Source organism: Streptomyces rishiriensis, from assembly GCF_030815485.1.
Lineage (GTDB): Bacteria > Actinomycetota > Actinomycetes > Streptomycetales > Streptomycetaceae > Streptomyces > Streptomyces rishiriensis_A.
The window spans coordinates 4,921,151-4,943,019 of record NZ_JAUSWV010000002.1; the positions used below are offsets into that span (position 1 = coordinate 4,921,151).

The window sequence follows — 21,869 nt, forward strand, 5'->3', positions numbered from 1 at the left end:
GTGATCGGGTCCAGTTTCTCCCGCAGATACACGTGCGAGTCGACCGCCTCGTACGCCACGCGGCCGACGGGCGCCGGGACGGACTCCACGAGCGTCCCCGGGTGCAGCCGCGCCCGCCGACCTTCGCGCCGTAGGCCTGCTTGACGTCGGCGGGCAGCACGAAGAACGCCCGGGCGGCACGCCGGATGCGGTCGCGCAGGGCAGGGTCGACCCCGTGCCCGGTGACCAGCAGGAAGCCGGCGGTCCGCAGGGCGTCGTCGACGGTACGGGCCATCGCGGCGCGGGTGCCGGGAGCGCCGTCCAGCCAGGGTCCGAGGTCGATGGTCGGGACACGGGAGGTGCGCGGGGCGCCGGAGATGCGGGCGGTGGGGGAGATGCGGGCGGTGGGGGAGGTGTGGTCGGCCGGGGAATCACTCACCGATGTCCTCGTTCCAGAGAGCCGGGTTCGCAGCGATGAAGTCACGCATCAGGGCGATGCACGCGAAGTCGTCGAGGAGCACGATCTCGACACCGTGCTCCGCCAGCCAGTCGTGACCGCCGTGGAAGGTGCGCGCCTCGCCGACGAGCACCCGGGAGATGCCGAACTGGCGGACCAGCCCGGAGCAGTACCAGCAGGGGGACAGGGTGGTCACCATCGTCGTGCCGCGGTACGAGCGTTGCCGCCCCGCCGCGCGGAAGGCGGCCGTCTCCGCGTGCGTCGAGGGGTCGTCGTCCTGGACGCGCCGGTTGTGGCCGCGGCCCAGCAGGGTGCCGTCCGGGCCGTAGAGCGCGGCGCCGATCGGGATACCGCCCTCCGCGAGACCGGCCCGCGCCTCCTCGACGGCGGTGGCGAGCCACGACCGTGCCGTCGCCTGATCCATCCGCACCATGAGGTCCTCCTCGACTCCGCGACAGGCTGCGCGCCTTCACCCCGATCCGTGCCCGGAGGGAGCCGCGCCGACGCGGGCGCTCACGCGATCGTGTGGTGAGGCGGCCGGTCGTCCGGTCGGTGATCCGGCCGGCAATCCGGGCGGTGACCGGGCGACAGCTGCCAGGGCCCGGGCTGCCGAGCGGGTCCTGACAGCACACCCGACCGTGCCGAGATCCCCCGGGAAATGTCCGGGAGCGGGTCAAGTAACCTGTGCCGATCACCGCCGCAGGCGCGGCAGTTGAGCCCCGGGCGGAAGGAAAGGTCATGGTTGCTGCTCCTGTTCTGGAGGAGCTGCGGGAGGTCTGCCAGCCGCAGGCCAAGCTCGCCAGCCGCAACGGCGAGCACTGGGCGGGGCGGCTCTACATGCGGCGCGTCTCGCTGCGGTTCACCCGCCAGCTGGTGCGCACCCGGGTCACCCCGGACCAGCTGACCTGGACGATGGTGGTGTGCGGGGTGCTGTCCGGCGCCGCGCTGCTGATCCCCGGTCTCACGGGGGCCGTGCTCGCCGCCCTCCTGATGCAGTTGTTCCTGCTCTTCGACTGCGTGGACGGCGAGGTCGCCCGCTGGAAGGGGCAGAACAGCGCGACCGGCATCTACGTCGACCGGCTCGGCGCCTATCTGGCCGACGCGGCGCTCATGATCGGCTTCGGCTTCCGGGCCGCCGAGTCCGGCCTCGGCGGCTGGGCGGGCTTCAACGGCTGGGTGTCACTGGGTCTCGCGACCGCGCTCGGCGTGGTGCTGCTGAAGGCCTCGACCGACCTGGTGGACGTGGCCCGGGCCCGGCGCGGGCTCGCCGTTGCCGACGACGAGGCCACCGCGCCCCGTTCCCAGGGCGTCGCCTCGCTGCGTCGCCTCGCCGCCGCCTTCAAGATCCACCGGGTCACCAACGGCATCGAGGCCTCCCTCGTCCTGCTGGCCGTGGCCGCCCTGGACGCGGCGACCGGCGGTGTCGGGCCCACCCGCTGGGCGCTGGCGGCCATCGCCGCGATCACCTGGCTGATGGTCCCCGCGCACCTGCTGTCGATCCTGTCGTCGTCCCGGCTGCGGTGACCCGGGCGGAGGCAGCCTTGGAGGGCGCCCGCACGCCCTCCGGCCTCGCCCGTCCGGGCCCGGCGAGCGGCCTCTCCGCAGGCCGTGAGCACCGGACCGTGACGCGTCCCCGCAAGCGGCCTTCCCGCGGGCCGTGAGCACCGGACCGTGACGCGTCCCCGCGAGCGGCCTTCCCGCGGGCGTGAGCGCCGGGTTGTGGCGCCTGCCGTAGGCCCGTGAGCGGCGCCGGTTGTGAGGCTCTCCCGGTAGGCCTGTGAGCGGGGCGCCGTGAGGGTTTCCCCGCAGGTCTGTCAGCGGCGGGCCGTGACGCCTCCCGCCTCCCGCAGGCCCGTGAGCGGCGGGCCGTGACACCTCCCGCAGGCCCGTGAGCGGCCTGCGGCCTCCCGCGGGTCCGTCAGCGGCGGGCCGTGAGCGCCTCGCCGCCGGCCGCGAGCGCCGCCTCGCACCGGACTCGTGGCCGTCCTGCGAGCAACTCGTGCGCGCGCCGTGGCCGTTCGGCCGAGCAGGTGATTTCACCGTCGGCCCGGACGAACCCGGGTGAGCCAGCCATGGCGAACAAATGACCGCTCCTATTGTCCTATCTTGTCGCTCTCCGGTGCGCAGGGTATGGAGGATTTGGTGCGAAGACTCGGAAAGATCCCGCTCCGCAACGGTGCGCTCGCCTGTGCCGCGCTGTCGGCCCTCATGGCCGCCGGGGTCGTGCCCGGTTCCGCGCATGCCGCCGAGCCCGTCCCGGCGCAGCGGTGGATCGTGCAGCTGAAGGACACGGTCACCGACCCGGGCAGAGTCGCCGAGGAACAGGCCGAGGGGGTGTCGTCGGACGGCGGGAGCCGGCTGCGCCACGTGTTCGACGCCACCGTCGACGGGGCGGCCCTCAAGGGTTACGCCCTGGAGGCGACCGAGGACCAGATCGAGGCCATCCGCGCCGACCCGCAGGTGGCCTCGGTCGAACCCGACCGGCTGGTGTCCGTGCCCGAGCCCGTCGCCGGTTCGTCGTCGCAGGCGCCGCGGCGGCGGGCGGGCGAGCCGGGCGTGGGCGGTGCCGCGTACCGGGGCGACCCGCTGCTCGCCGGGCAGTGGGGTCTGTTCCGGATCGGCGCCGTGGCGGGCTCCGACCACGGATTCCGGGTGCCCGAGGCCGCCCGGGTCGGGGTGGCGGTACTGGACACCGGCGTGGACGCCGGGCACCCGGACCTGCGGGTGGCCGGGAGCGCCAACTTCAGCACCTCCCCCGGCGCGGACGACCTCCACGGCCACGGGACGCACGTCGCGGGCATCGTCCAGGCGCTCAACAACGGCATCGGGGTGGAGGGCGCCGCTCCCGGCACCCGGCTGTGGAACGTCAAGGTCCTGGGAGACAACGGTTCAGGACTCTTCTCCGACCTCATCGCGGGTCTGAACTGGGTCGCCCAGAACGCGAAGGCGAAGAACATCAGGGTCGCCAACCTGAGCCTGGGAACCCCGAAGGACAGCCCGCTGGTGCACCAGGCGCTCCGGCTCGCCACTCAGGCGGGCGTCGCCGTGGTGGCCTCCGCGGGCAACAGAGGCAGCACGGCGCCGTCCTATCCGGCGGCCTACCCGGAGGTGATCAGCGTCGCCGCCACCACCGTGTTCGACCAGCGGGCCGACTTCTCCAGCCACGGAGCGTCGTGGGTGGACATCGCAGCCCCGGGGACCGACATCCTCTCCACCCTCCCCACCCGCGCCACGCCCCTCGGCGAGGATTACGGCTTCCTCTCGGGTACGAGCATGGCCGCGCCCTTCGTCACCGGCTCCGCCGCCCTGTGTCTGACTTCAGGCCACTGTCGGGGGAACGCCCGCGACATCCTGCGCACGCTCGGCCGGGACGCCCTCCCCGTCGCCGGCACCGGCTCGGACTACCGGTACGGACTCGTCCAGGTCGGCTGCTACTGGCGGAACGCCCCCCGGTGCGCGCCCCGGTCCGTCGAACACGACGCGGCCTAGGCGCCCTTTCGGAGCTCGTGCCGCGTGGCTCGGTGCGGGTGTCCGGTGCTGCGTGTCTCAGTTCTGCGGAGCCTGGGGGTCGTCACCGGACTCGCGGCGCTTCAGTTCCTCCTCGCGGCGGCGCAGATCGGCCTCCCAGTCCTTGAGGAGAGCCTCGTCGTTCTTCTCGTCCTCCGCCTTGTTCTCCGCGAGGGACTTGAGGAACTCGGGGTTGTCGTCCGGCGCGACCCACTCGGCGCGCCGGCCGCGGGGCGACTCGGCCGACGTGCCACCGCCCACGGGCGCGCGACGCGCCCTGCCCGCCACCAGCCAGGCGATCGGGCCGACGAGCACCTCGCCGAAGAGCAGGATGATGATGACCCAGATCACCTTCGGCAGCCCCCGCACCTCTTCCTCCGGGGTGTTGAGACAGTCGATGAAGGCGTAGATCCACAGCGCCAGTACCAGCAGGAACGGCAGATACCTGAGCATGGTGGCGGGTTCCCCCAGGAGACGGCGACGGGGCGCGGAACGGCCCCGGTGACCGGGCCAGGGTAGCGGGTGGCGGGAATCGTTCCCCCGGGGCGGTGCGGGGGCGTAGTACGGGGCGCGCGTCGGCACCGGACGGGCCTCGGCGATACTGGGACGCATGGCTTACGACGATCTTCGTTCCCTGCTCAGGGCACTGGAACGCGAAGGCGACCTCAAGCGCGTCAAGGCTGAGGTCGATCCGTATCTGGAGGTCGGGGAGATCGTCGACCGGGTCCAGAAGTCCGGTGGCCCCGCGTTGCTCTTCGAGAACGTGAAGGGGTCGAGCATGCCCCTCGCGATGAACGTGTTCGGCACCGACCGACGGCTGCTGAAGGCCCTCGGCCTCACGTCGTACGCCGAGATCAGCGAGAAGATCGGCGGTCTGCTGCGCCCCGAGCTGCCGCACGGCTTCGTCGGCGTGCGCGAGGCGTTCGGCAAGCTCGGCGCGATGACGCACGTCCCGCCGAAGAAGGTGAAGCCCCAGGACGCGCCCGTCCAGGAGGTCGTCCTGCACGGCGACGACGTCGACCTCGACGCCCTGCCCGCCCTCTTCACCTGGCCGCAGGACGGCGGCTCCTTCTTCAACCTGGGCCTGACGCACACCAAGGACCCGGAGAGCGGGATCCGCAACCTCGGCCTGTACCGGCTCCAGCGCCACGACAAGCGCACGATCGGCATGCACTGGCAGATCCACAAGGACAGCCGGAACCACTACCAGGTCGCGGCCCGCAAGGGCGAGAGGCTCCCGGTCGCGATCGCCTTCGGCTGCCCGCCCGCCGTGACGTACGCCTCCACCGCCCCCCTCCCCGGCGACATCGACGAGTACCTCTTCGCCGGGTTCATCGCGGGCAAGCGGATCGAGATGGTCGACTGCAAGACGGTGCCGCTCCAGGTGCCGGCGCAGGCGGAGGTCGTGATCGAGGGCTGGCTGGAGCCGGGCGAGATGCTGCCGGAGGGTCCCTTCGGCGATCACACCGGCTTCTACACCCCGCAGGAGCCGTTCCCGGCCCTGAAGATCGACTGTGTGACGATGCGCAGGCGCCCGCTGCTCCAGTCGATCGTGGTCGGCCGGCCGCCGACGGAGGACGGCCCGCTGGGCCGCGCCACGGAGCGGTTCTTCCTCCCGCTCCTCAAGATCATCGTCCCGGACATCGTCGACTACCACCTGCCCGAGTCCGGCGGTTTCCACAACTGCGCGATCGTCTCGATCGACAAGAAGTACCCCAAGCACGCGCAGAAGGTCATGCACGCGGTCTGGGGCGCCCACATGATGTCGCTGACCAAGCTGATCGTGGTCGTCGACGCGGACTGCGACGTCCACGATCTGCACGAGGTCGCGTGGCGGGCGCTCGGCAACACCGACTACGCCCGTGACCTGTCCGTCGTCGAAGGCCCGGTCGACCATCTCGACCACGCCTCCTACCAGCAGTTCTGGGGCGGCAAGGCGGGGATCGACGCGACGCGCAAGTGGCACGAGGAGGGGTACACGCGGGACGGCGGCTGGCCCGAGATGGTGCTGTCCGACCCGGATACGGCGGCGAAGGTCGACCGCCGCTGGAAGGAGTACGGCCTGTGAGTTCCGCCTCCGCAGCGCTGCCGCAGCCAGGACGCACCAAGGCCTTCCTGCGGCTGGTGATGATCGAGCACTCGGTCTTCGCGCTGCCCTTCGCCTACATCGCCGCGCTGACGGCGATGTTCCGGACCGACGAGAACATCCACTGGGGCAAGCTGCTGCTGGTCACCGTCTGCATGGTGGGCCTGCGGACCTTCGCCATGGCGGTCAACCGGATCATCGACCGCGAGATCGACGCCCGTAACCCCCGCACGGCACACCGCGAGCTGGTGACCGGCGCCATGTCGGTGCGGCACGCCTGGACCGGCGCCCTGATCGCCCTCGCGGTCTTCCTGGGCGCGGCGGCGCTGCTGAACCCGCTCTGCCTGGCCCTGGCACCCATCGCCGTGATCCCGATGGTGGTCTACCCGTACGGCAAACGCTTCACGAACTTCCCGCAGGCCATCCTCGGCCTGGCGCAGGCCATGGGCCCGATCGGCGGCTGGCTGGCGATCACCGGCGAGTGGTCCTGGGACGCGGTGATCCTGGGCCTGGCCGTGGGCGTCTGGATCGGCGGCTTCGACCTGATCTACGCCTGCCAGGACGTCGAGACGGACCGCGAGATCGGCGTCATGTCGGTCCCGGCCCGCTTCGGCATCCCGGCGGCGATCCGGGGCGCGCGCGTCTGCCACGCGATCACCACGGCACTCTTCGTCTGGTACGCCCTGGCCACGGACGCCGGCGCCTTCTTCTGGCTCGGCCTGGTGATCGTCGCGGGTGCCTTCGTCTACGAGCACACGATCGTGCGGCCCCACGACCTGACCCGCCTGAACAGGGCGTTCTTCTCGACGAACGGGTTCATCGGCATCAGCCTGTTCGGGTGCGCGCTGATCGACCTGCTGGTGCGGGGGCTCACGGTCTAGAGGTCCGGCCCGTCCCTGTAGTCCGTCCGGGTGAACGGGCGGGCGGGGGCGGCGAAGGGAGCACGGGGGCTCCAGGACCGACCGGTCCTGAAGACCTCTCCGCCCACCGGTACGCTCAATGTGTGAACGCAGGAGAAACGCAGCGCGTGCCTTGGATCGTGGGGGTGTCCGGGGCGTCCGGTACGCCCTATGCCGCCGCTGTGCTGCGCGCGCTGCTCGACGCGGGCGAAAGCGTCGACCTGGTGGTCAGCCGGGCCTCGCGACTCACCCTGCTCGACGAGACGGGGATCTCCTTCCGGGACGCGCACTGGCGCGACGACCTGCGGGAATGGCTCGCGCGAGGGGCCGACGGGAAGCCCGGCACGTTCGCCGCGGACCTCGCGGGCGAGGGCGACCGGGTGCGGTACTGGGCGGCCGGGGACCTGGCCGCCGGGCCGTCCTCCGGGTCGTACGCCACGAAGGGCATGCTGATCGTGCCCGCCTCCACCGCCTGCGTGGCCGGGGTCGCCCTCGGGCTCTCCAAGGACCTCCTGCAGCGGGCGGCGAGCGTGACGCTCAAGGAGCGGCGCCCGCTGGTCGTGACCGTCCGGGAGACCCCGCTGAACGGTCAGACCCTGCGTCATCTCGTCGCCCTGGACGAGGCGGGCGCGAGTGTCGTGCCGGCCTCCCCCGCCTTCTACGCGGGCGCCACCCACATCCAGGACCTGGTGGACTTCGTCGCCGGGCGGGTCCTCGACGCGGCGGGCGTCGGGCACGGGCTGTACCGCCGCTGGAAGGGCGAGATCGGCGGCGGCTCCCGTCCTCCCGCCTGAGCGTCGGGCGGCACGCGGGCGGCACGCACCACCCCTTCGGCACCACCCACTGCAGGACTCCCCCCACACCTCTTCATCTCTCCTCACCGGAAGGCTTCGATCGCATGGACGCGGTGGACAGGCAGCTCATCCAGGCCCTGAGGGAGAACGGCCGGGCCTCGTACGCGGAGCTGGGGCGCCTCGTCGGTCTGTCGGGACCCAGCGTCACCGACCGCATCAACCGGCTGGAGGCGGCCGGCGTCATCACCGGCTACCGCGCCACGGTGAACGCCGCCCAGCTCGGGCTCGGCGTCACCGCCCTCATCGGCATCTCCCTGTCCGACGCCGCCGACCACGAGGACGTGGCGAACCGGATGAAGGACCTCAGCGAGATCGAGGACTGCTGGTTCATCGCCGGAGACGACTCGTTCATGCTCAAGGTGCGGGCGAACGACGTGGACGGTCTCGAGCGGATCATCCGCCGGCTCAGCGGGACCAAGGGCGTGTCCCGGACCCGTACCACCATCGTGCTCTCCACCAAGTGGGAGAACCGGGTCGGGGAGCTTCCCGAAGAGGTGTAGGCCCCTTCCAAGGCCGTCCGGGGGCACCTCCCGCCCGCAGGGCGGGGGCGTACGGTTGGTCGTCGGTCGCGTCGTCGTAGCAAGTCGTAGAGAGGTGTGGGCATGGATGTCGGGCTCAAGCGCGAGCTGGAGGAGAAGGTCGGGGCCGGTGAACGGCTGACCCGTGAGGACGGCATCGCGCTGTACGAGTCGGACGACCTGGCGTGGCTGGGCGGACTCGCGCACGAGGTGCGGACCCGTAAGAACGGCGACGTCGTGCACTTCAACGTCAACCGTCACCTCAACATGACGAACGTGTGCACGGCCTCCTGCGCCTACTGCTCCTTCCAGCGCAAGCCGGGCGAGAAGGACGCGTACACGATGCGCATCGAGGAGGCGGTGAAGCTCGCCAAGGCGATGGAGAGGGCGAGAACCTCACCGAGCTGCACATCGTCAACGGCCTGCACCCGAACCTGCCGTGGCGCTACTACCCGCGCTCGCTGCGGGAGCTGAAGGCCGCGCTCCCGGACGTCTCCCTGAAGGCGTTCACGGCGACGGAGATCCACCACTTCGAGACGATCAGCGGGCTGTCGGCCTCGGAGATCCTCGACGAGCTGATCGACGCCGGTCTGGAGTCGCTGACCGGCGGCGGCGCGGAGATCTTCGACTGGGAGGTCCGGCAGCACATCGTCGACCACCGCACCCACTGGGAGGACTGGTCGCGCATCCACCGGCTGGCGCACGAGAAGGGGCTCAAGACCCCGTGCACCATGCTGTACGGCCACATCGAGGAGCCCCGCCACCGCGTCGACCACGTCCTGCGGCTGCGTGAACTCCAGGACGAGACGAACGGCTTCCAGGTCTTCATCCCGCTGCGCTACCAGCACGACTTCGTCGACATGCAGGACGGCAAGGTCCGCAACCGGCTCCAGGCCCGCACCCAGATGGCGACCGGCGCGGAGGCCCTCAAGACCTTCGCGGTCTCCCGGCTGCTCTTCGACAACGTCCCGCACGTCAAGGTCTTCTGGGTCATGCACGGCGTCCAGACGGCGCAGCTCGCGCTCCAGCACGGCGCCGACGACATGGACGGCTCGGTCGTCGAGTACAAGATCACGCACGACGCCGACAACTACGGCACCCCGAACAAGCTGACCCGCGACGACCTGCTGGACCTCATCCGGGACGCCGGCTTCCGCCCGGTGGAGCGCAACACGCGGTACGAGATCATCCGCGAGTACGACGGTCCGGACCCGGCGCGCCGCGAGTCGCCGCAGCCGATGCGGGTCTGAGTCCGGGCCGGGTCCCGGCCCGGACGCGGATGTGCGTCCGGCGGGCGCGGGGGTACTCGGCGGGCATGAACGCCCGTACGACGACCGCGCCCGAGGACGCGTACACCGCTGAACCCTTCGTTCCGCGGCGCGGCGGTCTCCCCGCCCTGCGCCGGGCCGCGGCCGACTGCCGTGGCTGTCCGCTGCACCGGGACGCCACCCGCACGGTGTTCGGCGCGGGAGCGGCGGACGCCCGGGTGATGCTCGTCGGCGAGCAGCCCGGTGACCAGGAGGACCGGGAGGGCAGACCCTTCGTGGGGCCCGCGGGCAAGCTGCTCGACCGGGCGCTGGCGGAGGCGGGCATCGACCCGGGCGAGGCGTATGTGACCAACGCGGTGAAGCACTTCAAGTTCACCCGGGCCGAACCGCGCAAGCGCCGGATCCACAAGGCGCCGAGCCTGCGGGAGATGACGGCGTGCGCGCCCTGGCTGGCGGCCGAGCTGGCCGTCGTCGAACCCGAGCTGATCATCGTGCTCGGCGCGACCGCCGGGAAGGCGCTCCTCGGTTCCGGCTTCCGGGTGGGCCAGGTGCGCGGCACTCTCCTGGAGGAGGAGATCCACGGTCGGTCCGAGCGGCTGGTGCCCACCGTCCACCCCTCCTCCGTCCTGCGCGCGGACGATCGCGAGGGGGCCTACCAGGGGCTGGTCCAGGATCTGAGAACGGCGGCGCGCATCCTGTCGCAGGCGTCACCGTAAGGACTACCATCCTGGCGTGTCCCTTACTTTCACTCTCGATCCCGCCGTCACCCCCGCCCTGCGCGACGGCATCCTCGACCTGTGGACGGACGTCTCCAACGCGGGCGGAGCGGTCGGCTTCGTGGCGCCGGTGGAGCGCGAGACGGTCCGTCCGGAGCTGGTCCGCCACCTCGTCCAGATGGCCGAGGGCCGCACCCGGCTGCTCGTCGGACACGACGCGGCCGGAGAGGTGGCCGCGACGGCGTTCTTCAGCTTCAACACGCACCGGCTCCAGACCCACTGGGTGATGCTGTACACCGTGATGGTGCACCCCCGGCACCAGGGCAGGGGCTACGGCCGGGACCTGCTGGCGGCCGCCGCCGAGGAGGCCCGGGCCTTCGACGGCATCGACGCGATCCGGCTCACCTGCCGCGGCGGACTCGGCCTGGAGCACTTCTACGGCTCCTGCGGCTACAAGGAGGTCGGCCGGGTGCCCGGCGCCATCAGGGTCGCGCCGGGCGACGACCGGGACGACATCATCATGCTGCTGCCCCTGACCTGACCCGGCCCGACCCGCTCGCACCCCGATGCAAGATCGGGTCCCCGGCGTGCTTCACTGGATGACGGCCCCTTTTGGATTCGGAAGAGTGGATTGACATGCTCCGCTACACACTGATGCGTCTCGGTGTCTTCGCCGGCTGCCTCGTGGTCGTCTGGGGTCTCGTCTACTCGGGCGTCGTGCCGCGCGGTCTCGGCGACTCCAACATCATGTGGATCCTGCTGCTGTCGCTGGTGATCTCCGCGCCGATCAGCTTCGTGGTGCTGCGCAAGGAGCGCGACCGCGCCTCGGTGCACGTCGTGCAGCGGGTGGACCGCATGAAGGCCAACCTGGAGGCCAACAAGTCCCAGGAGGACGCCACGATCGACGAGGCGGCCCACGCGCAGACGCCGGCTCCGGGTCAGGCGCAGACCTCCTAGCGGCGGCACCCCGCGCCACCCGGCGGGCCGGGCCGGGCAGGGACCCGGGCGGGCCCAACTACGCTGTGCCCATGGGTGCCGTGAAGACCAAACGGATGCCGCGTGCGGTCCGTGAGCAGCAGATGCTGGACGCCGCCGTGGAAACCTTCGGCCGCCGTGGGTACATGGCGGCGTCGATGGACGAGATCGCCGAACTCGCGGGCGTGTCCAAGCCGTTGGTGTACCTGTACCTGAACTCCAAGGAAGACCTCTTCACCGCCTGCATCCGGCGCGAGGCCAAGGCGCTCGTCGAGGCGGTGCGCAACGGCGTCCGCACCGACCTGCCCGCCGACCGCCAACTCTGGGACGGTCTGCGGGCATTCTTCGCGCACACCGCCGAGCATCCGCACGCCTGGGCCGTCCTGCATCTTCAGGCCCGTACCCACGGCGAGCCCTTCGCCGCCGAGGTCGCGGCGATGCGCGAGGAGATCGTCGCGTTCGTCACGCAGCTGATCGTGGTCGCGGCCAGGGAAGCCCACCGGGACCCCGATCTCCTCGAACGAGAGGTCGCCGGACTCGCCGAGGCGCTGGTCGGCGCCGCCGAGTCCCTCGCCGCCTGGGCCAACACGGCCGACGGCACCACGGCCCGCCAGGCGGCCGCGACCCTGATGAACTTCGCCTGGGCAGGTCTGGGCAACCTCATGGAGGGCCGCCCCTGGACCCCGCCGGAGGCCTGAGGGGCGCCGCCCGCGGGCGCCGGGCCTGTCATGGCGCGAGCGGATCCACCCGTCCGCTCACATGCACCCGTCCGGCCTCTCCCGTCCCGCGCAGCTCGAAGCGCTCGCCGTCCGCCGCGAAGGTCACCGTGCCCGGCAGCAGGACCGGCGCCCGGAACTCCGCGCGCACCCGTACGGCCTGCGGGGTGCCGTGCGCGGCGAGGCAGCGGGCCACGGTCCACATGCCGTGCGCGATGGCCCGGGGGAAGCCGAAGAGGCGGGCGGTGAGCGGGTGGAGGTGGATGGGGTTGCGGTCGCCCGACGCGGCGCCGTAGCGCCGTCCGACATCCGCGGCGAGCCGCCACTCGTCCAGCACGGGAAGCGGGCGGGATCCGGGTTCGCGCGGGGCGGGTGGGGCCTCGGTGGGGTGCCGGGCCAGATAGGTGCTCGTCGACTCCCACACGACCGCGCCCGCGTCCCGCAGCTCCGTGACGACGACCGCCTCGGTCCCGCGCCGGTGCGGGGCCAACCGCTCGACCCGCACGGCGAGTTCGTGGCTTGCGGTGGCCGGGAGGGCGGTGTGGCGGGTGATCTCGATCGACGTGTGGACGAGTCCGAGCAGCGGCAGCGGGAAGCCGCGGCCGCTCATGATCCGCATGGCCAGCGGAAAGCCCAGGACGTGGGGGTAGGTGAGCGGCAGGGCGTCCTCGCCGGTCGGGAAGCCGCACACCCGCTCGTACGCGGCCAGCCGGCCCAGATCCACCCGCAGCTCGGGCAGGACCAGCCGGTCGCCGGTGCCGGGGAACGCGACGCCCGGCCGGGGCCGCTTGAACGGCGAGCGCAGCGCGCCGAGGGCGAGCAGCGGACCGAGCGACGGAGGCCCGGACAGTTCGGTCACCATGCCGGTCACTACGCCCCCAGCAGACTCTGGCCGCACACGCGCACCACCTGTCCGTTCACCGCGCCGGACGCCGGATGGGCGAGCCAGGCGGTCGTCTCCGCGACGTCGACGGGCAGGCCGCCCTGCGCGAGGGAGTTCATCCGGCGGCCCGCCTCGCGGATGAACAACGGCACCGCGGCCGTCATCCTCGTCTCGATGAAGCCCGGCGCCACCGCGTTCACCGTGACCCCGTGCTCGGCGAGCGCGAGGGGCGCGAGAGCCCGGACCAGACCGGCGACGCCCGCCTTGCTCGCGCCGTAGTTCGTCTGCCCCGCGTTGCCCGCGAGTCCGGCGATGGAGGCGGTGGCCACGATCCGTCCGCCCCGCCGCAGAGCGCCCTTGGCGAGCAGCGCGTCCGTGGTGCGCAGGACGCTCGCGAGATTGACGTCGAGCACCGGACTCCAGCGCTCGGCGGGCATGTTGACCAGCCGCCGGTCCCGCGTGATCCCCGCGTTGTGGATCAGCACGTCCAGTCCGTCGGGCAGCTCGGCGGCGATCCGCTCGCCCGCGTCGGCGGCCGTGATGTCGAGCGTGAGGGCGCTGCCGCCCAGCCGCGCGGCGACCCGGCGGGCGTCCTCCTCGGCCTGCGGCACGTCCAGGACGACGACATGGGCGCCGTCCCGGGCCAGCGTCTCCGCGACGGCCTCGCCGATGCCGCGGGCGGCGCCGGTGACGAGGGCCGTACGGCCGGCGAGGGGACGGGCCGGGTCGACGGGGCCGTCGGACCCCTCGGCCCCCGCGGCCCCCACCCCGATCACCTGGCCGCTGACGTACGCCGACTTGGGGGAGAGCAGGAAACGCAGCGTGGACTCGGCGGCGGACGCGTCGGTCAGCCGGACGAGGTTCACCGTCCTGCCCCGCCCGATCTCCTTGCCCAGGGACCGCACGAAGCCCTCGAGCGCCTGCTGCACGGCCGCCTGGTGGTGGTCACGGGCGTCCAGGGGAGCCCCCAGCACGACGACGCGTCCGCTCGCCGCGACCGACCGCACGACCGGGTGCAGGGCCGCGTGCACCTCGGCGAGCGCGTCGACGTCACGGACGCCGGTCGCGTCCAGGACGACGGCGGCGGGTCGGGCGGCCCCGCTGCGGGCGGCCCCGGTGGCGGACGCGGTGCCGCCTCCGGTGGATCCGGTGGCCGCTCCGACGGCCTCTGCGGTGGCGGTGGGCAGCCCGGTGCGGGCCAGCACCGGTGCGAGGTCGAGCCCGGACGGGCCGCCGGCCGTGAGGTGCAGCAAAGGGCCGTCCAGGGCGGGCCGTTCGGCCGACCAGCGGCTCAGCGGGGCCGGTTGCGGAAGCCCGAGCCGCGCGGTGAGGAACCGGCCGGGGGCCGTGGCGGTGAAGCTCAGATAGCGGTCGGCCATGATGATCTCCCACGGGCTCGGCGCACACCTCGTACCGGGTGCTTACTCTGAAGTAAGGTTACCGTGGGTAAGTCTAGGTCACGGGTGAGGAGCAGGTCGAGATGAGTACCTCGGAACCGTCACGGGCGAGCCGGCGAGTGAGCCATCTGAAGGTCGCGGAGGGCGGCGCGCCGCAACCCCGGCCCGAACTGCCGCGCATCCGCCGCGTGGCGATCGTCGGCGGCACCCGCATCCCCTTCGCCCGTTCCGACGGCCCCTACGCCACCGCCTCCAACCAGGAGATGCTGACGGCGGCCGTGAACGGCCTGGTGAACCGCTACGCGCTCGACGTGCCGGGCGTCGTGGGAGAGTTGGTCGCCGGGGCCGTCCTCAAGCACAGCCGCGACTTCAACCTCGCCCGCGAGACCGTCCTCGGCTCGAGACTCGACGCACGCACCCCCGCCTACGACATCCAGCAGGCCTGCGGCACGGGCCTGCAGGCCGTGATCGCCGCCGCCAACAAGATCGCCCTCGGCCAGACCGAGTCCGCGATCGCGGGCGGCGCGGACACCGCGAGCGACGCCCCGCTCGGCGTCAACGACCGCCTGCGCCGGATCCTCCTGGAGGCCCGCCGGGCCAAGTCGACGGGCGCCCGCCTGGCGGCCCTCGCGCAGATCCGCCCCTCCCATCTCATCCCCGAGATCCCGCGCAACGCCGAACCGCGCACCGGTCTGTCCATGGGCGAGCACGCGGCGGTCACCGCACGTGCCTGGGGCGTCGGGCGCGAGGCCCAGGACGAGTTGGCGGCCACCAGTCACCAGCGGCTCGCGGCCGCCTACGAACGCGGCTTCTTCGGCGACCTGGTGGTTCCCTTCCGCGACCTGGCCCGCGACCAGAACCTGCGCCCGGACTCCACGGCCGGAAAACTGGCCGCGCTGAAACCGGTGTTCGGCACGGACGGGCCCGAACCGACCATGACGGCGGGCAACTCGACGCCGCTGACGGACGGCGCGGCGGTCGTGCTCCTCGCCTCCGAGGAGTGGGCCGAGGCGCGGGGCCTGGAGCCGCTCGCCTACCTGACGGCGTACGAGACGGCGGCCGTGGACTTCGTGCGGGGCGACGTCGCGGGCGGCGAGGACGGGTTGCTGATGGCGCCCGCGTACGCTGTCCCGCGCATGCTGGCGCGGACCGGTCTGGGCATCGAGGACTTCGACCTGGTCGAGATCCACGAGGCCTTCGCCTCCCAGGTGCTGGCGACGCTCGCCGCCTGGGAGAAGCAGGGGCTGGCCCCGGTGGACCGCGACCGGCTGAACGTGGCCGGCTCCTCCCTCGCCACCGGCCACCCCTTCGCCGCGACGGGTGCCCGCATCGTGGCGACCCTGGCCAAACTGCTCGCCGAACGGGAGGGCCCCGCAAGGGGGTTGATCTCGATCTGCGCGGCGGGCGGACAGGGGGTCACGGCGATTCTGGAGCGAACATGAACATTCCTCACATAACCCCCGAGATTGCACATCCCCAGCCCCGGAACATCCCGGAACACGCACAAGCCCCACACGTGCGCGCCGTACGATCCCCTACCTAACTGGCGGTAACCCCTTTCATAGGGGGCATCCCGGTTGAACGCCTCGGTATGCGAGGCACGTACGTCATGCAGCAAGCAGTTTCGTCGCTGCACGCCCAGGGAGCCGCCCGTGTCCACCCCGTACCCAGCCGCCGGTCCGGCCTACGCCGACCCCGACGCTCCGCCCACCCTGGTGGAACCCGAGACACGACGACTGGACGGCGCCGTACGGGAGGCGTCCGTACCGGCGTTGGCGCGCCCGGTGACGTACGGCTCGCTCGCCGACCTGCCCTACGACAACGCGGCCGCCGCCCCCGAAGCGGTGGTCCTCAGCCGTAAGGGGCAGGACGGCGAGTGGACGGACATCACGGCCGAACGCTTCGCCGCCCAGGTCCACGCGGTGGCCAAAGGACTGATCGCGGAGGGCCTCGTCCCCGGCGACCGGCTCGCCATCATGGCCCGCACGACCTACGAGTGGACGCTGCTCGACTTCGCGGCCTGGGCCGCCGGCCTGGTCACCGTCCCGATCTACCCGACCTCCTCCGTCTTCCAGACCCGCTGGATCCTCCACGACTCGGGCGCCGTCGCCCTGGTCACCGAGAGCATCTCCCAGGCGGCCGCCCTCGGCCCCGAACTCGACCGGCTGCCCGACCTGCGCCACCTGTGGGTGATGGAGAAGGGCCATGTGGACCGGCTGATCGAGGCGGGCGAGCACGTACCGGACGCCGAGGTCGAGATCCGCCGGGGGATGCTGGTCCCCGACACGATCGCCACCCTCATCTACACCTCCGGCACCACGGGCCGACCCAAGGGCTGCGCGCTCACCCACGGCAACTTCTTCGCCGAGGTCGACAACGCGATCGAACTGCTCCACCCGGTCTTCAAGGCCAAGGGCGAGGACCTCTCCGTCCTGCTCTTCCTCCCCATGTCCCACGTCTTCGGCCGCATGGTCGCCATCGCCTGCGTCCGCGCCCGGGTCCGCCTGGGCCACGCCCCGAGCCTGAAGGCCGACGAACTCCTCCCCGACCTGGCGGCCTTCAGACCCACCTGTCTGCTGGCCATCCCGTACATGTTGGAGAAGATCTTCAACTCCGCGCGCGCGAAGGCCGAGGCCGGCGGCAAGCTGTCCTCCTTCGACCGGGCGGTCAACGTGGCCCGCCGCTACGGCGAGGCGGCCGAGGCGCAGAAGACCGGCACCGGATCCGGCCCGGCGGCCACCCTCCGCGCCGCCCGCACCTTCTACGACCCGCTCGTCTACCGTCGCATCCGCAACGCCATGGGCGGCCGGGTCCGCCACGCCATCTGCGGCGGCTCGCCCCTGGGCCGACGCCTCTCGGCCTTCTACCTCGGCGCGGGCATCGAGATCTACGAGGGCTACGGCCTGACCGAGACGACCGGCGCGTCCACGGTCACCCCGCCGCTCAAGCCCCGCCTGGGCACGGTCGGCTGGCCCCTGCCGGGGACGAAGATCCGCATAGCGGCGGACGGCGAGATCCTGATCGCCGGCGAACACGTCCTGCGCGGCTACTGGGACCCGGCGGCCGGGGGCGTGGTCCCCGCCGCTCCCGACGGCTGGCTGCCCACCGGCGACATCGGCGAACTGGACGACGAGGGATATCTGACGATCACCGGCCGCAAGAAGGAGATGATCATCACGGCGGGCGGCAAGAGCGTCGCCCCCGCGCCCCTGGAGAACTGGCTGCGGTCCCACCCCCTGATCTCCCAGGCCATGGTCCTCGGCGACGGCCGGCCCTACGTCTCCGTCCTCCTCACCCTCGACCCGGACGGCCTCACCCACTGGCGCCAGATGAACGGCAAGCACCCGGTCCCGGTGGAGCTGCTGATGGACGACCCGGAACTGCACGCCGTGCTCCAGCGGGCGATCGACGAGGCGAACAAGCTGGTCTCCCGCCCCGAGTCGATCCGCCGCTTCGCCATCCTCCCGACCGACTTCTCGGAGCACGCCGGCCACCTGACCCCCTCGATGAAACTCCGCCGCGAGGCCGTCCTCGCGGACTTCGCGGACCAGGTGGAGGGGCTGTACCAGCACTGAAAGGGTTTGCGGGGTGACTCGCGGCCGGGGAGCATGCGGTGCGTGAACGGCGTCGAGTTCCTCCACCATCCCTGGGACGATCACCCCACCGCCCTGGTCTGGGGTGTCCGCGTCGACGGCGTCGATCTGCGTGCACGGACCGCGTGGGCTACGCGTGAGCTGTGGCGGCCGGAGCTGGAGGACCAGTTCGAGGACCAGGAGCGGGAGTCGGCCGAGCTGATCTGGGGTCAGCACGGCGGGCTGGGCGTCCTCGACTTCCCCGAGAACCCGTTCCTGCGGACAGCCCTGCGGACCCCGCTCCTCGGCTGCCCCTGTGGCATCTGGCAGTGCTGGCCCCTCATGGCCCGCATCGCCGTGACCCCGACGGCGGTCACCTGGTCCGGCTTCCACTACCCGGAGCGCGAGGAGTGGGGCGAACTGCCCCTGGGTCCCTTCGTCTTCGAGCGCCAGGTCTACGAGGAGGCGCTGAGCGCTCCGGACGTGCTGACGGCGGACCCGTTGGGCCCGGTTCCGGAGTCCTTGGGCTGCGTTCCCTGATCCTTCTCGATGGCGACGGCGGAGGCGGACAGGAGCGTCGCACCGGCGAGGCCGCCCCAGAGCGCGGCCGGGCCGTGGGGCGCGAGAGCGGTGATGACCGCCGGGGACACGGCGAGGCCGAAGCCCGTGGAGAGCTCGAAGCGGGCGAGGGTGCGGCCCAGGACATGGGCCGGGGCGAGGACGGTGACGAGCGCGGTGGCGCTGCCGGCATAGATGATCTCGCCGAGGGTGCAGACCACGGACACCACGGCGACGGCCGGGGCGCCCCAGCCGTGTCCCAGCGAGGTGGCCGCGAGGAAGCCGAGGTAGGACACGGTGAGCACCACACCGGCGAGAGCGAGCACGCTCCGCCGCGAGAAGCGGGACATCAGGACGGTGACCGGAACCTGGAGGGTGACCACCAGCACCGTGTTGGCCACGAAGATGGCCGCCGACCACACCGGGGACGCGTGCAACTGGCTGACCAGGACCAGAGGAAGCGCGATCTCGGGGACGTTGAGGCAGAAGACGTAGACGACATTGGCGGCGATCAGCGCGCGCATCCGGGGCGGGGCGCCGTCGGCCCTGACCTCGTCCGTGCGCCTGTCACCGGCCGGGACGGCGGCCGCGGACGCGCGCAGCCGGACCGACCACGCCAGGGCCGCCGCGGCGAGACAGGCGAGCCCGGTGACGGCTGCCAGCGCGCGCAACGCGGGGGCGCCGCCCGCCAGGCACGCGGTGGCGATCAGCGCGCCCGTGCCGAGGCCGGCGTTGCGCAGGGCGCGGCCCGCCGCCAGAGCGGTGTCCCGTTCCCGGCCGTGGGCGACCGTGGCCACGAGAGCGGCGTGAGCCGCTGGCCAGGCCTGGTTGCCGATGCCGAGGAAGAGCGCCGCCGTCGCGAACGGCCAGGCGTGCCCCGCCGGGGTGGCCAGCAGCAACGCCACACCGGGCACCCGTACCAGCATCGACGCCGCCACGACGGTGCTGCGTGCGCCCCGGTCCAGCCATCGGCCCACCGCGGGCATGCACACCAGACCCACCACGATGCCGGCCGTCATGGCGATGCCGGTGACCGGCGCGGACAGCCTCAGCACCGTCACCCCGTAGAGCAGCAGAAAGGGCCGCAGCAGACCGGTGCCGAGCGCGTCCACGGCCAGGGCGACGGCATAGCGGGGGCCTCCGGAGGCCCGGACGAGGGCGCGGAGCCGGATGTCGGTGATGGGTGCCATGGCCGCAACGGTGAGGTCGACCGCCGGGCCGGGCACGTCGGTTGACGGACACCGTCAACCGACGCGGTCGTCGGCCGTCCGGTCGGTGATGATGAGGGATGACGTTGAGGATCGACATCGCCGGACTGCCGGCCGAGCGACTGCGGTTCGCCGCCTCCCCGCTGGCCGAGCTGACCGCGATGCTGCACGTGCTGGCCGAACCCGGGCACCACCCGCAGCTCGCCGGCTGGGCCGGGGACGTCTGGACCGCGCTGCGGCCGGAGCCGGCCGAGCGGTTGCGGGAGGCGGAGTTCCTCTGGCGTTCCTCACAGGCGGACTTCCTGCTCCCCGCCCGGCCGCGGCCCACTCTCGCCGAGGAGCTGGACGACGTGGACCGGATCGACGACGAGAGGTGTGTGACCGCCGCGCTCGTCACCACGTGCGGCAGCAACCGGGTCCACTTCGGCGCCCGGTCGCCGCTCACCGACGCGCGTGCGCGCGAACGGGCCCTCGACCTGGCCCAGTCCCGCGGCGCGCTGCAAGAGGCCTTCGCGGAGCGGCTGCTCGCGGACCCGGCCGCGGTACGGGCACGGGTGCGCGACACCCTCGAACAGTGCGCCGAGTCCTTCTTCGACGCCGCCTGGGCGGGCGTCGCCGTGCGACTCGCCACCGACCTGCGCAGGAAGAACGACCTGCTGAAGCGCCAGGGCATCGGGGCGGCGCTCGCCTCGGTCTCCGACGCGGTCACCCTGGCACCGGACGGCGACTGCATCGTCGTGGACAAGCTTCAGGACAAGGCGACCGCCGCCCACGGCACCGGGGTCACCTTCATCCCCAGCGTCTTCGGCCGCCCGCACCTGGTGGCGGTCCACGCGCCCGGCTGGCAGCCGGTGGTGCAGTACCCGGTGGCCGAGGAGAGTTCGGCGGAGCCGGTGTCGCCGGAGACGGTGTCGCTGGACACGGTCACCCTGCGGTTGCGGGCTCTCTCCCATCCGGTACGGCTACGGCTGCTGCGCACCCTGGCCCGCGGCCCGCACACCAACCGCGAGCTGGCCCACGCCTGGGAACTCACGCCTCCCGAGGTCTCCCGCCACCTCGCCGTACTGCGCCGCGCTGGCCTGCTCACGGCCCGGCGGCACGGTCGCTACGTCCGCTACACCCTCGACCTGCCCGCTCTGACGGCCCTGGGGTCCGACCTGCTGGCGGCCGTGCTGCGCTGAGCCGATCACTTCACGGCGCGGCCACGGACCGGCTCGTCAGGGGTGCGAAGGGTGCCGGTACGGGGTGAGCGTCTCCGCCAGCCGGTCCACGAGGTGGGTGACGAAGTCGAGACGCGGCCCCTCGCGGGCGACCCGGAACCCGTGGTGGCGCCCGTGGAAGGCGGCCTGGACGAGGTGGAAGTGCGCCCAGCGGCGGGTGCGTTCGCGGTCGAGCCCGGCGGCCTCGGCGAAGTGGTCCAGGATGCGGTGGGCGACCCGGCGCAGGTCTCCGTCGCCGTGCCGCACGACGTGTCCGAGGATCAGCGGCTTGAGCAGGGTGCCGCCGTCGTACGCGGGATCCCCGGCCCACCCCTTGGGGTCGACGGCGAGCCACGGTTCCCGCTCGGCGCTCAGGATGTTGCGGGCGTGCAGGTCCCCGTGGACGAGCAGATCGGGCTGTCTGCGCCCGAGCTCTCGTACGGTGTCCAGGGCCGCGTCGACGGTACGGGCGGGCAGCGCCTGGGCGAACTCGTCCTGGTCCATGAGCAGTTGCCGCCTCCATCCGTCGGCCATGTCGCTCAGCCGGGGCAGCCCGTCCGGCGCGGGGACGGCGAGCCGTCGGCTGAGCCGCCCGGCGACGACGGCGACCTCCTCGGTGTCCTCGACCTCGGCGAGGGACGACGCCCGCACCCGCTCCAGCAGCATCGCGAAGCGGGCGTCGTCCCGCTCGTAGAGCCGTACCGCCCCCTGTCCGCTCCAGGCGGCGAAGGCGTCCGGCTCGTGGACGTTGCCCGGGTGCGGGAAGGACGCCTTGATGACGGCGGGGATCCGGTCGGGCCGTCGCAGTACGGGGACGACGATCCCGACGCCGCCGTGCACGACGTCGCCGTCGGGCACACAGTCCCAGCGGTCGAGCAACTCGGCGACCAGCGCGGGGAGTCCCTCGACCCAGTCCGCGCCGCGCTCACCCTCCCGCTGGACGGTGCCGTTCACGAAGGCCTGCGGTACCTCGATCATGGCCCCCATTGTGCCGGGAGGTCCGGGAGAGTCCGGAAAGGCCCGGACTCCGGCCCGACGGCCGCACAACTCATCGCGCGGCGGCGCGTGTCGGATCGT

The 21,869-nt window shown here is 72.4% G+C and carries 20 protein-coding genes and 2 pseudogenes; 15 read left to right on the forward strand and 7 right to left on the reverse strand.

Annotated features, from left to right (window positions below; translation table 11 throughout):
* Nucleotides 1–106: 106 nt before the first annotated feature.
* Together QF030_RS24410 and QF030_RS24415 are read right to left on the reverse strand one after the other, a co-directional pair.
* Nucleotides 107–358 (reverse strand): annotated as a pseudogene (locus QF030_RS24410) (2-oxoglutarate and iron-dependent oxygenase domain-containing protein); the annotation flags it as partial.
* A 52-nt stretch (nt 359–410) separates the two neighbouring features.
* Nucleotides 411–869 carry a nucleoside deaminase gene (locus tag QF030_RS24415; protein WP_307164773.1) on the reverse strand — a complete coding sequence of 153 codons (459 nt, stop codon included), beginning with the start codon at nt 867–869 and terminating at the stop codon, nt 411–413.
* A gap of 305 nt (nt 870–1,174) precedes the next feature.
* On the opposite strand from QF030_RS24415, the gene QF030_RS24420 reads away from it, so the two are divergent.
* Nucleotides 1,175–1,960, forward strand: a complete 786-nt coding sequence (locus QF030_RS24420) for a CDP-alcohol phosphatidyltransferase family protein (protein WP_307164774.1) — start codon at nt 1,175–1,177, stop codon at nt 1,958–1,960.
* A 618-nt stretch (nt 1,961–2,578) separates the two neighbouring features.
* Nucleotides 2,579–3,925 (forward strand): S8 family peptidase, encoded by a 1,347-nt coding sequence (locus tag QF030_RS24425; RefSeq protein WP_307164775.1) that lies wholly within the window; start codon nt 2,579–2,581, stop codon nt 3,923–3,925.
* Between the two features lie 57 nt (nt 3,926–3,982).
* Here the strand turns inward: QF030_RS24425 and QF030_RS24430 are convergent, their stop codons facing one another.
* The gene (locus QF030_RS24430; protein WP_307164776.1) at nt 3,983–4,396 is read right to left on the reverse strand and encodes a PLD nuclease N-terminal domain-containing protein; all 414 of its coding nucleotides are present in this window, start codon (nt 4,394–4,396) and stop codon (nt 3,983–3,985) included.
* 157 nt (nt 4,397–4,553) lie between these two features.
* On the opposite strand from QF030_RS24430, the gene QF030_RS24435 reads away from it, so the two are divergent.
* From QF030_RS24435 to QF030_RS24475, 9 genes and pseudogenes are all read left to right on the forward strand, one after another.
* The gene (locus tag QF030_RS24435) at nt 4,554–6,011 is read left to right on the forward strand and encodes a menaquinone biosynthesis decarboxylase (protein ID WP_307164777.1); all 1,458 of its coding nucleotides are present in this window, start codon (nt 4,554–4,556) and stop codon (nt 6,009–6,011) included.
* Complete coding sequence (gene mqnP / locus QF030_RS24440) at nt 6,008–6,910, forward strand: menaquinone biosynthesis prenyltransferase MqnP (protein WP_307164778.1); 903 nt, start codon at nt 6,008–6,010, stop codon at nt 6,908–6,910. The genes QF030_RS24435 and mqnP overlap by 4 nt, the downstream gene beginning before the upstream one ends.
* Nucleotides 6,911–7,056: 146 nt before the next feature.
* Complete coding sequence (locus tag QF030_RS24445) at nt 7,057–7,722, forward strand: UbiX family flavin prenyltransferase (protein ID WP_307167677.1); 666 nt, start codon at nt 7,057–7,059, stop codon at nt 7,720–7,722.
* Between the two features lie 104 nt (nt 7,723–7,826).
* Entirely contained in the window at nt 7,827–8,282 is a 456-nt protein-coding gene (locus QF030_RS24450; RefSeq protein ID WP_054238669.1) for an Lrp/AsnC family transcriptional regulator, read from the forward strand.
* A 102-nt stretch (nt 8,283–8,384) separates the two neighbouring features.
* Nucleotides 8,385–9,550, forward strand: a pseudogene (gene mqnE, locus QF030_RS24455) (aminofutalosine synthase MqnE).
* A 65-nt stretch (nt 9,551–9,615) separates the two neighbouring features.
* Nucleotides 9,616–10,284 (forward strand): UdgX family uracil-DNA binding protein, encoded by a 669-nt coding sequence (locus QF030_RS24460; RefSeq protein WP_307164779.1) that lies wholly within the window; start codon nt 9,616–9,618, stop codon nt 10,282–10,284.
* 16 nt (nt 10,285–10,300) lie between these two features.
* A complete protein-coding gene (locus tag QF030_RS24465; RefSeq protein WP_307164780.1) occupies nt 10,301–10,825 on the forward strand; it encodes a GNAT family N-acetyltransferase in 525 nt (174 codons plus the stop codon).
* A 95-nt stretch (nt 10,826–10,920) separates the two neighbouring features.
* A complete protein-coding gene (locus QF030_RS24470) occupies nt 10,921–11,241 on the forward strand; it encodes a DUF4229 domain-containing protein (RefSeq protein ID WP_307164781.1) in 321 nt (106 codons plus the stop codon).
* Nucleotides 11,242–11,312: 71 nt separating this feature from the next.
* The gene (locus QF030_RS24475; RefSeq protein ID WP_307164782.1) at nt 11,313–11,957 is read left to right on the forward strand and encodes a TetR/AcrR family transcriptional regulator; all 645 of its coding nucleotides are present in this window, start codon (nt 11,313–11,315) and stop codon (nt 11,955–11,957) included.
* 28 nt (nt 11,958–11,985) lie between these two features.
* Here the strand turns inward: QF030_RS24475 and QF030_RS24480 are convergent, their stop codons facing one another.
* The gene (locus QF030_RS24480) at nt 11,986–12,837 is read right to left on the reverse strand and encodes a MaoC/PaaZ C-terminal domain-containing protein (RefSeq protein WP_307164783.1); all 852 of its coding nucleotides are present in this window, start codon (nt 12,835–12,837) and stop codon (nt 11,986–11,988) included.
* Nucleotides 12,838–12,845: 8 nt separating this feature from the next.
* Nucleotides 12,846–14,237 carry a 3-oxoacyl-ACP reductase gene (locus QF030_RS24485; protein WP_307164784.1) on the reverse strand — a complete coding sequence of 464 codons (1,392 nt, stop codon included), beginning with the start codon at nt 14,235–14,237 and terminating at the stop codon, nt 12,846–12,848.
* A gap of 101 nt (nt 14,238–14,338) precedes the next feature.
* Between QF030_RS24485 and QF030_RS24490 the strand changes: the two genes are divergently transcribed.
* The 3 genes from QF030_RS24490 (at nt 14,339) to QF030_RS24500 (ending at nt 18,367) form a co-directional block, all read left to right on the forward strand.
* Complete coding sequence (locus QF030_RS24490; RefSeq protein WP_373428800.1) at nt 14,339–15,697, forward strand: acetyl-CoA C-acetyltransferase; 1,359 nt, start codon at nt 14,339–14,341, stop codon at nt 15,695–15,697.
* A 210-nt stretch (nt 15,698–15,907) separates the two neighbouring features.
* A complete protein-coding gene (locus tag QF030_RS24495; protein WP_307164785.1) occupies nt 15,908–17,830 on the forward strand; it encodes an AMP-dependent synthetase/ligase in 1,923 nt (640 codons plus the stop codon).
* 42 nt (nt 17,831–17,872) lie between these two features.
* On the forward strand, nt 17,873–18,367 hold the full coding sequence (locus tag QF030_RS24500; RefSeq protein ID WP_307164786.1) for a hypothetical protein: 495 nt from the start codon (nt 17,873–17,875) through the stop codon (nt 18,365–18,367).
* Here QF030_RS24500 and QF030_RS24505 read toward each other — a convergent pair.
* Entirely contained in the window at nt 18,283–19,575 is a 1,293-nt protein-coding gene (locus tag QF030_RS24505; RefSeq protein ID WP_307164787.1) for an MFS transporter, read from the reverse strand. The two genes, QF030_RS24500 and QF030_RS24505, sit on opposite strands and share 85 nt — an antisense overlap.
* Nucleotides 19,576–19,673: 98 nt before the next feature.
* Here QF030_RS24505 and QF030_RS24510 point away from each other — a divergent pair, with 98 nt between their 5' ends.
* The gene (locus tag QF030_RS24510) at nt 19,674–20,774 is read left to right on the forward strand and encodes a helix-turn-helix domain-containing protein (protein ID WP_307164788.1); all 1,101 of its coding nucleotides are present in this window, start codon (nt 19,674–19,676) and stop codon (nt 20,772–20,774) included.
* Between the two features lie 36 nt (nt 20,775–20,810).
* Here the strand turns inward: QF030_RS24510 and QF030_RS24515 are convergent, their stop codons facing one another.
* A complete protein-coding gene (locus QF030_RS24515) occupies nt 20,811–21,770 on the reverse strand; it encodes an aminoglycoside phosphotransferase family protein (RefSeq protein ID WP_307164789.1) in 960 nt (319 codons plus the stop codon).
* Nucleotides 21,771–21,869 lie beyond the last annotated feature (99 nt).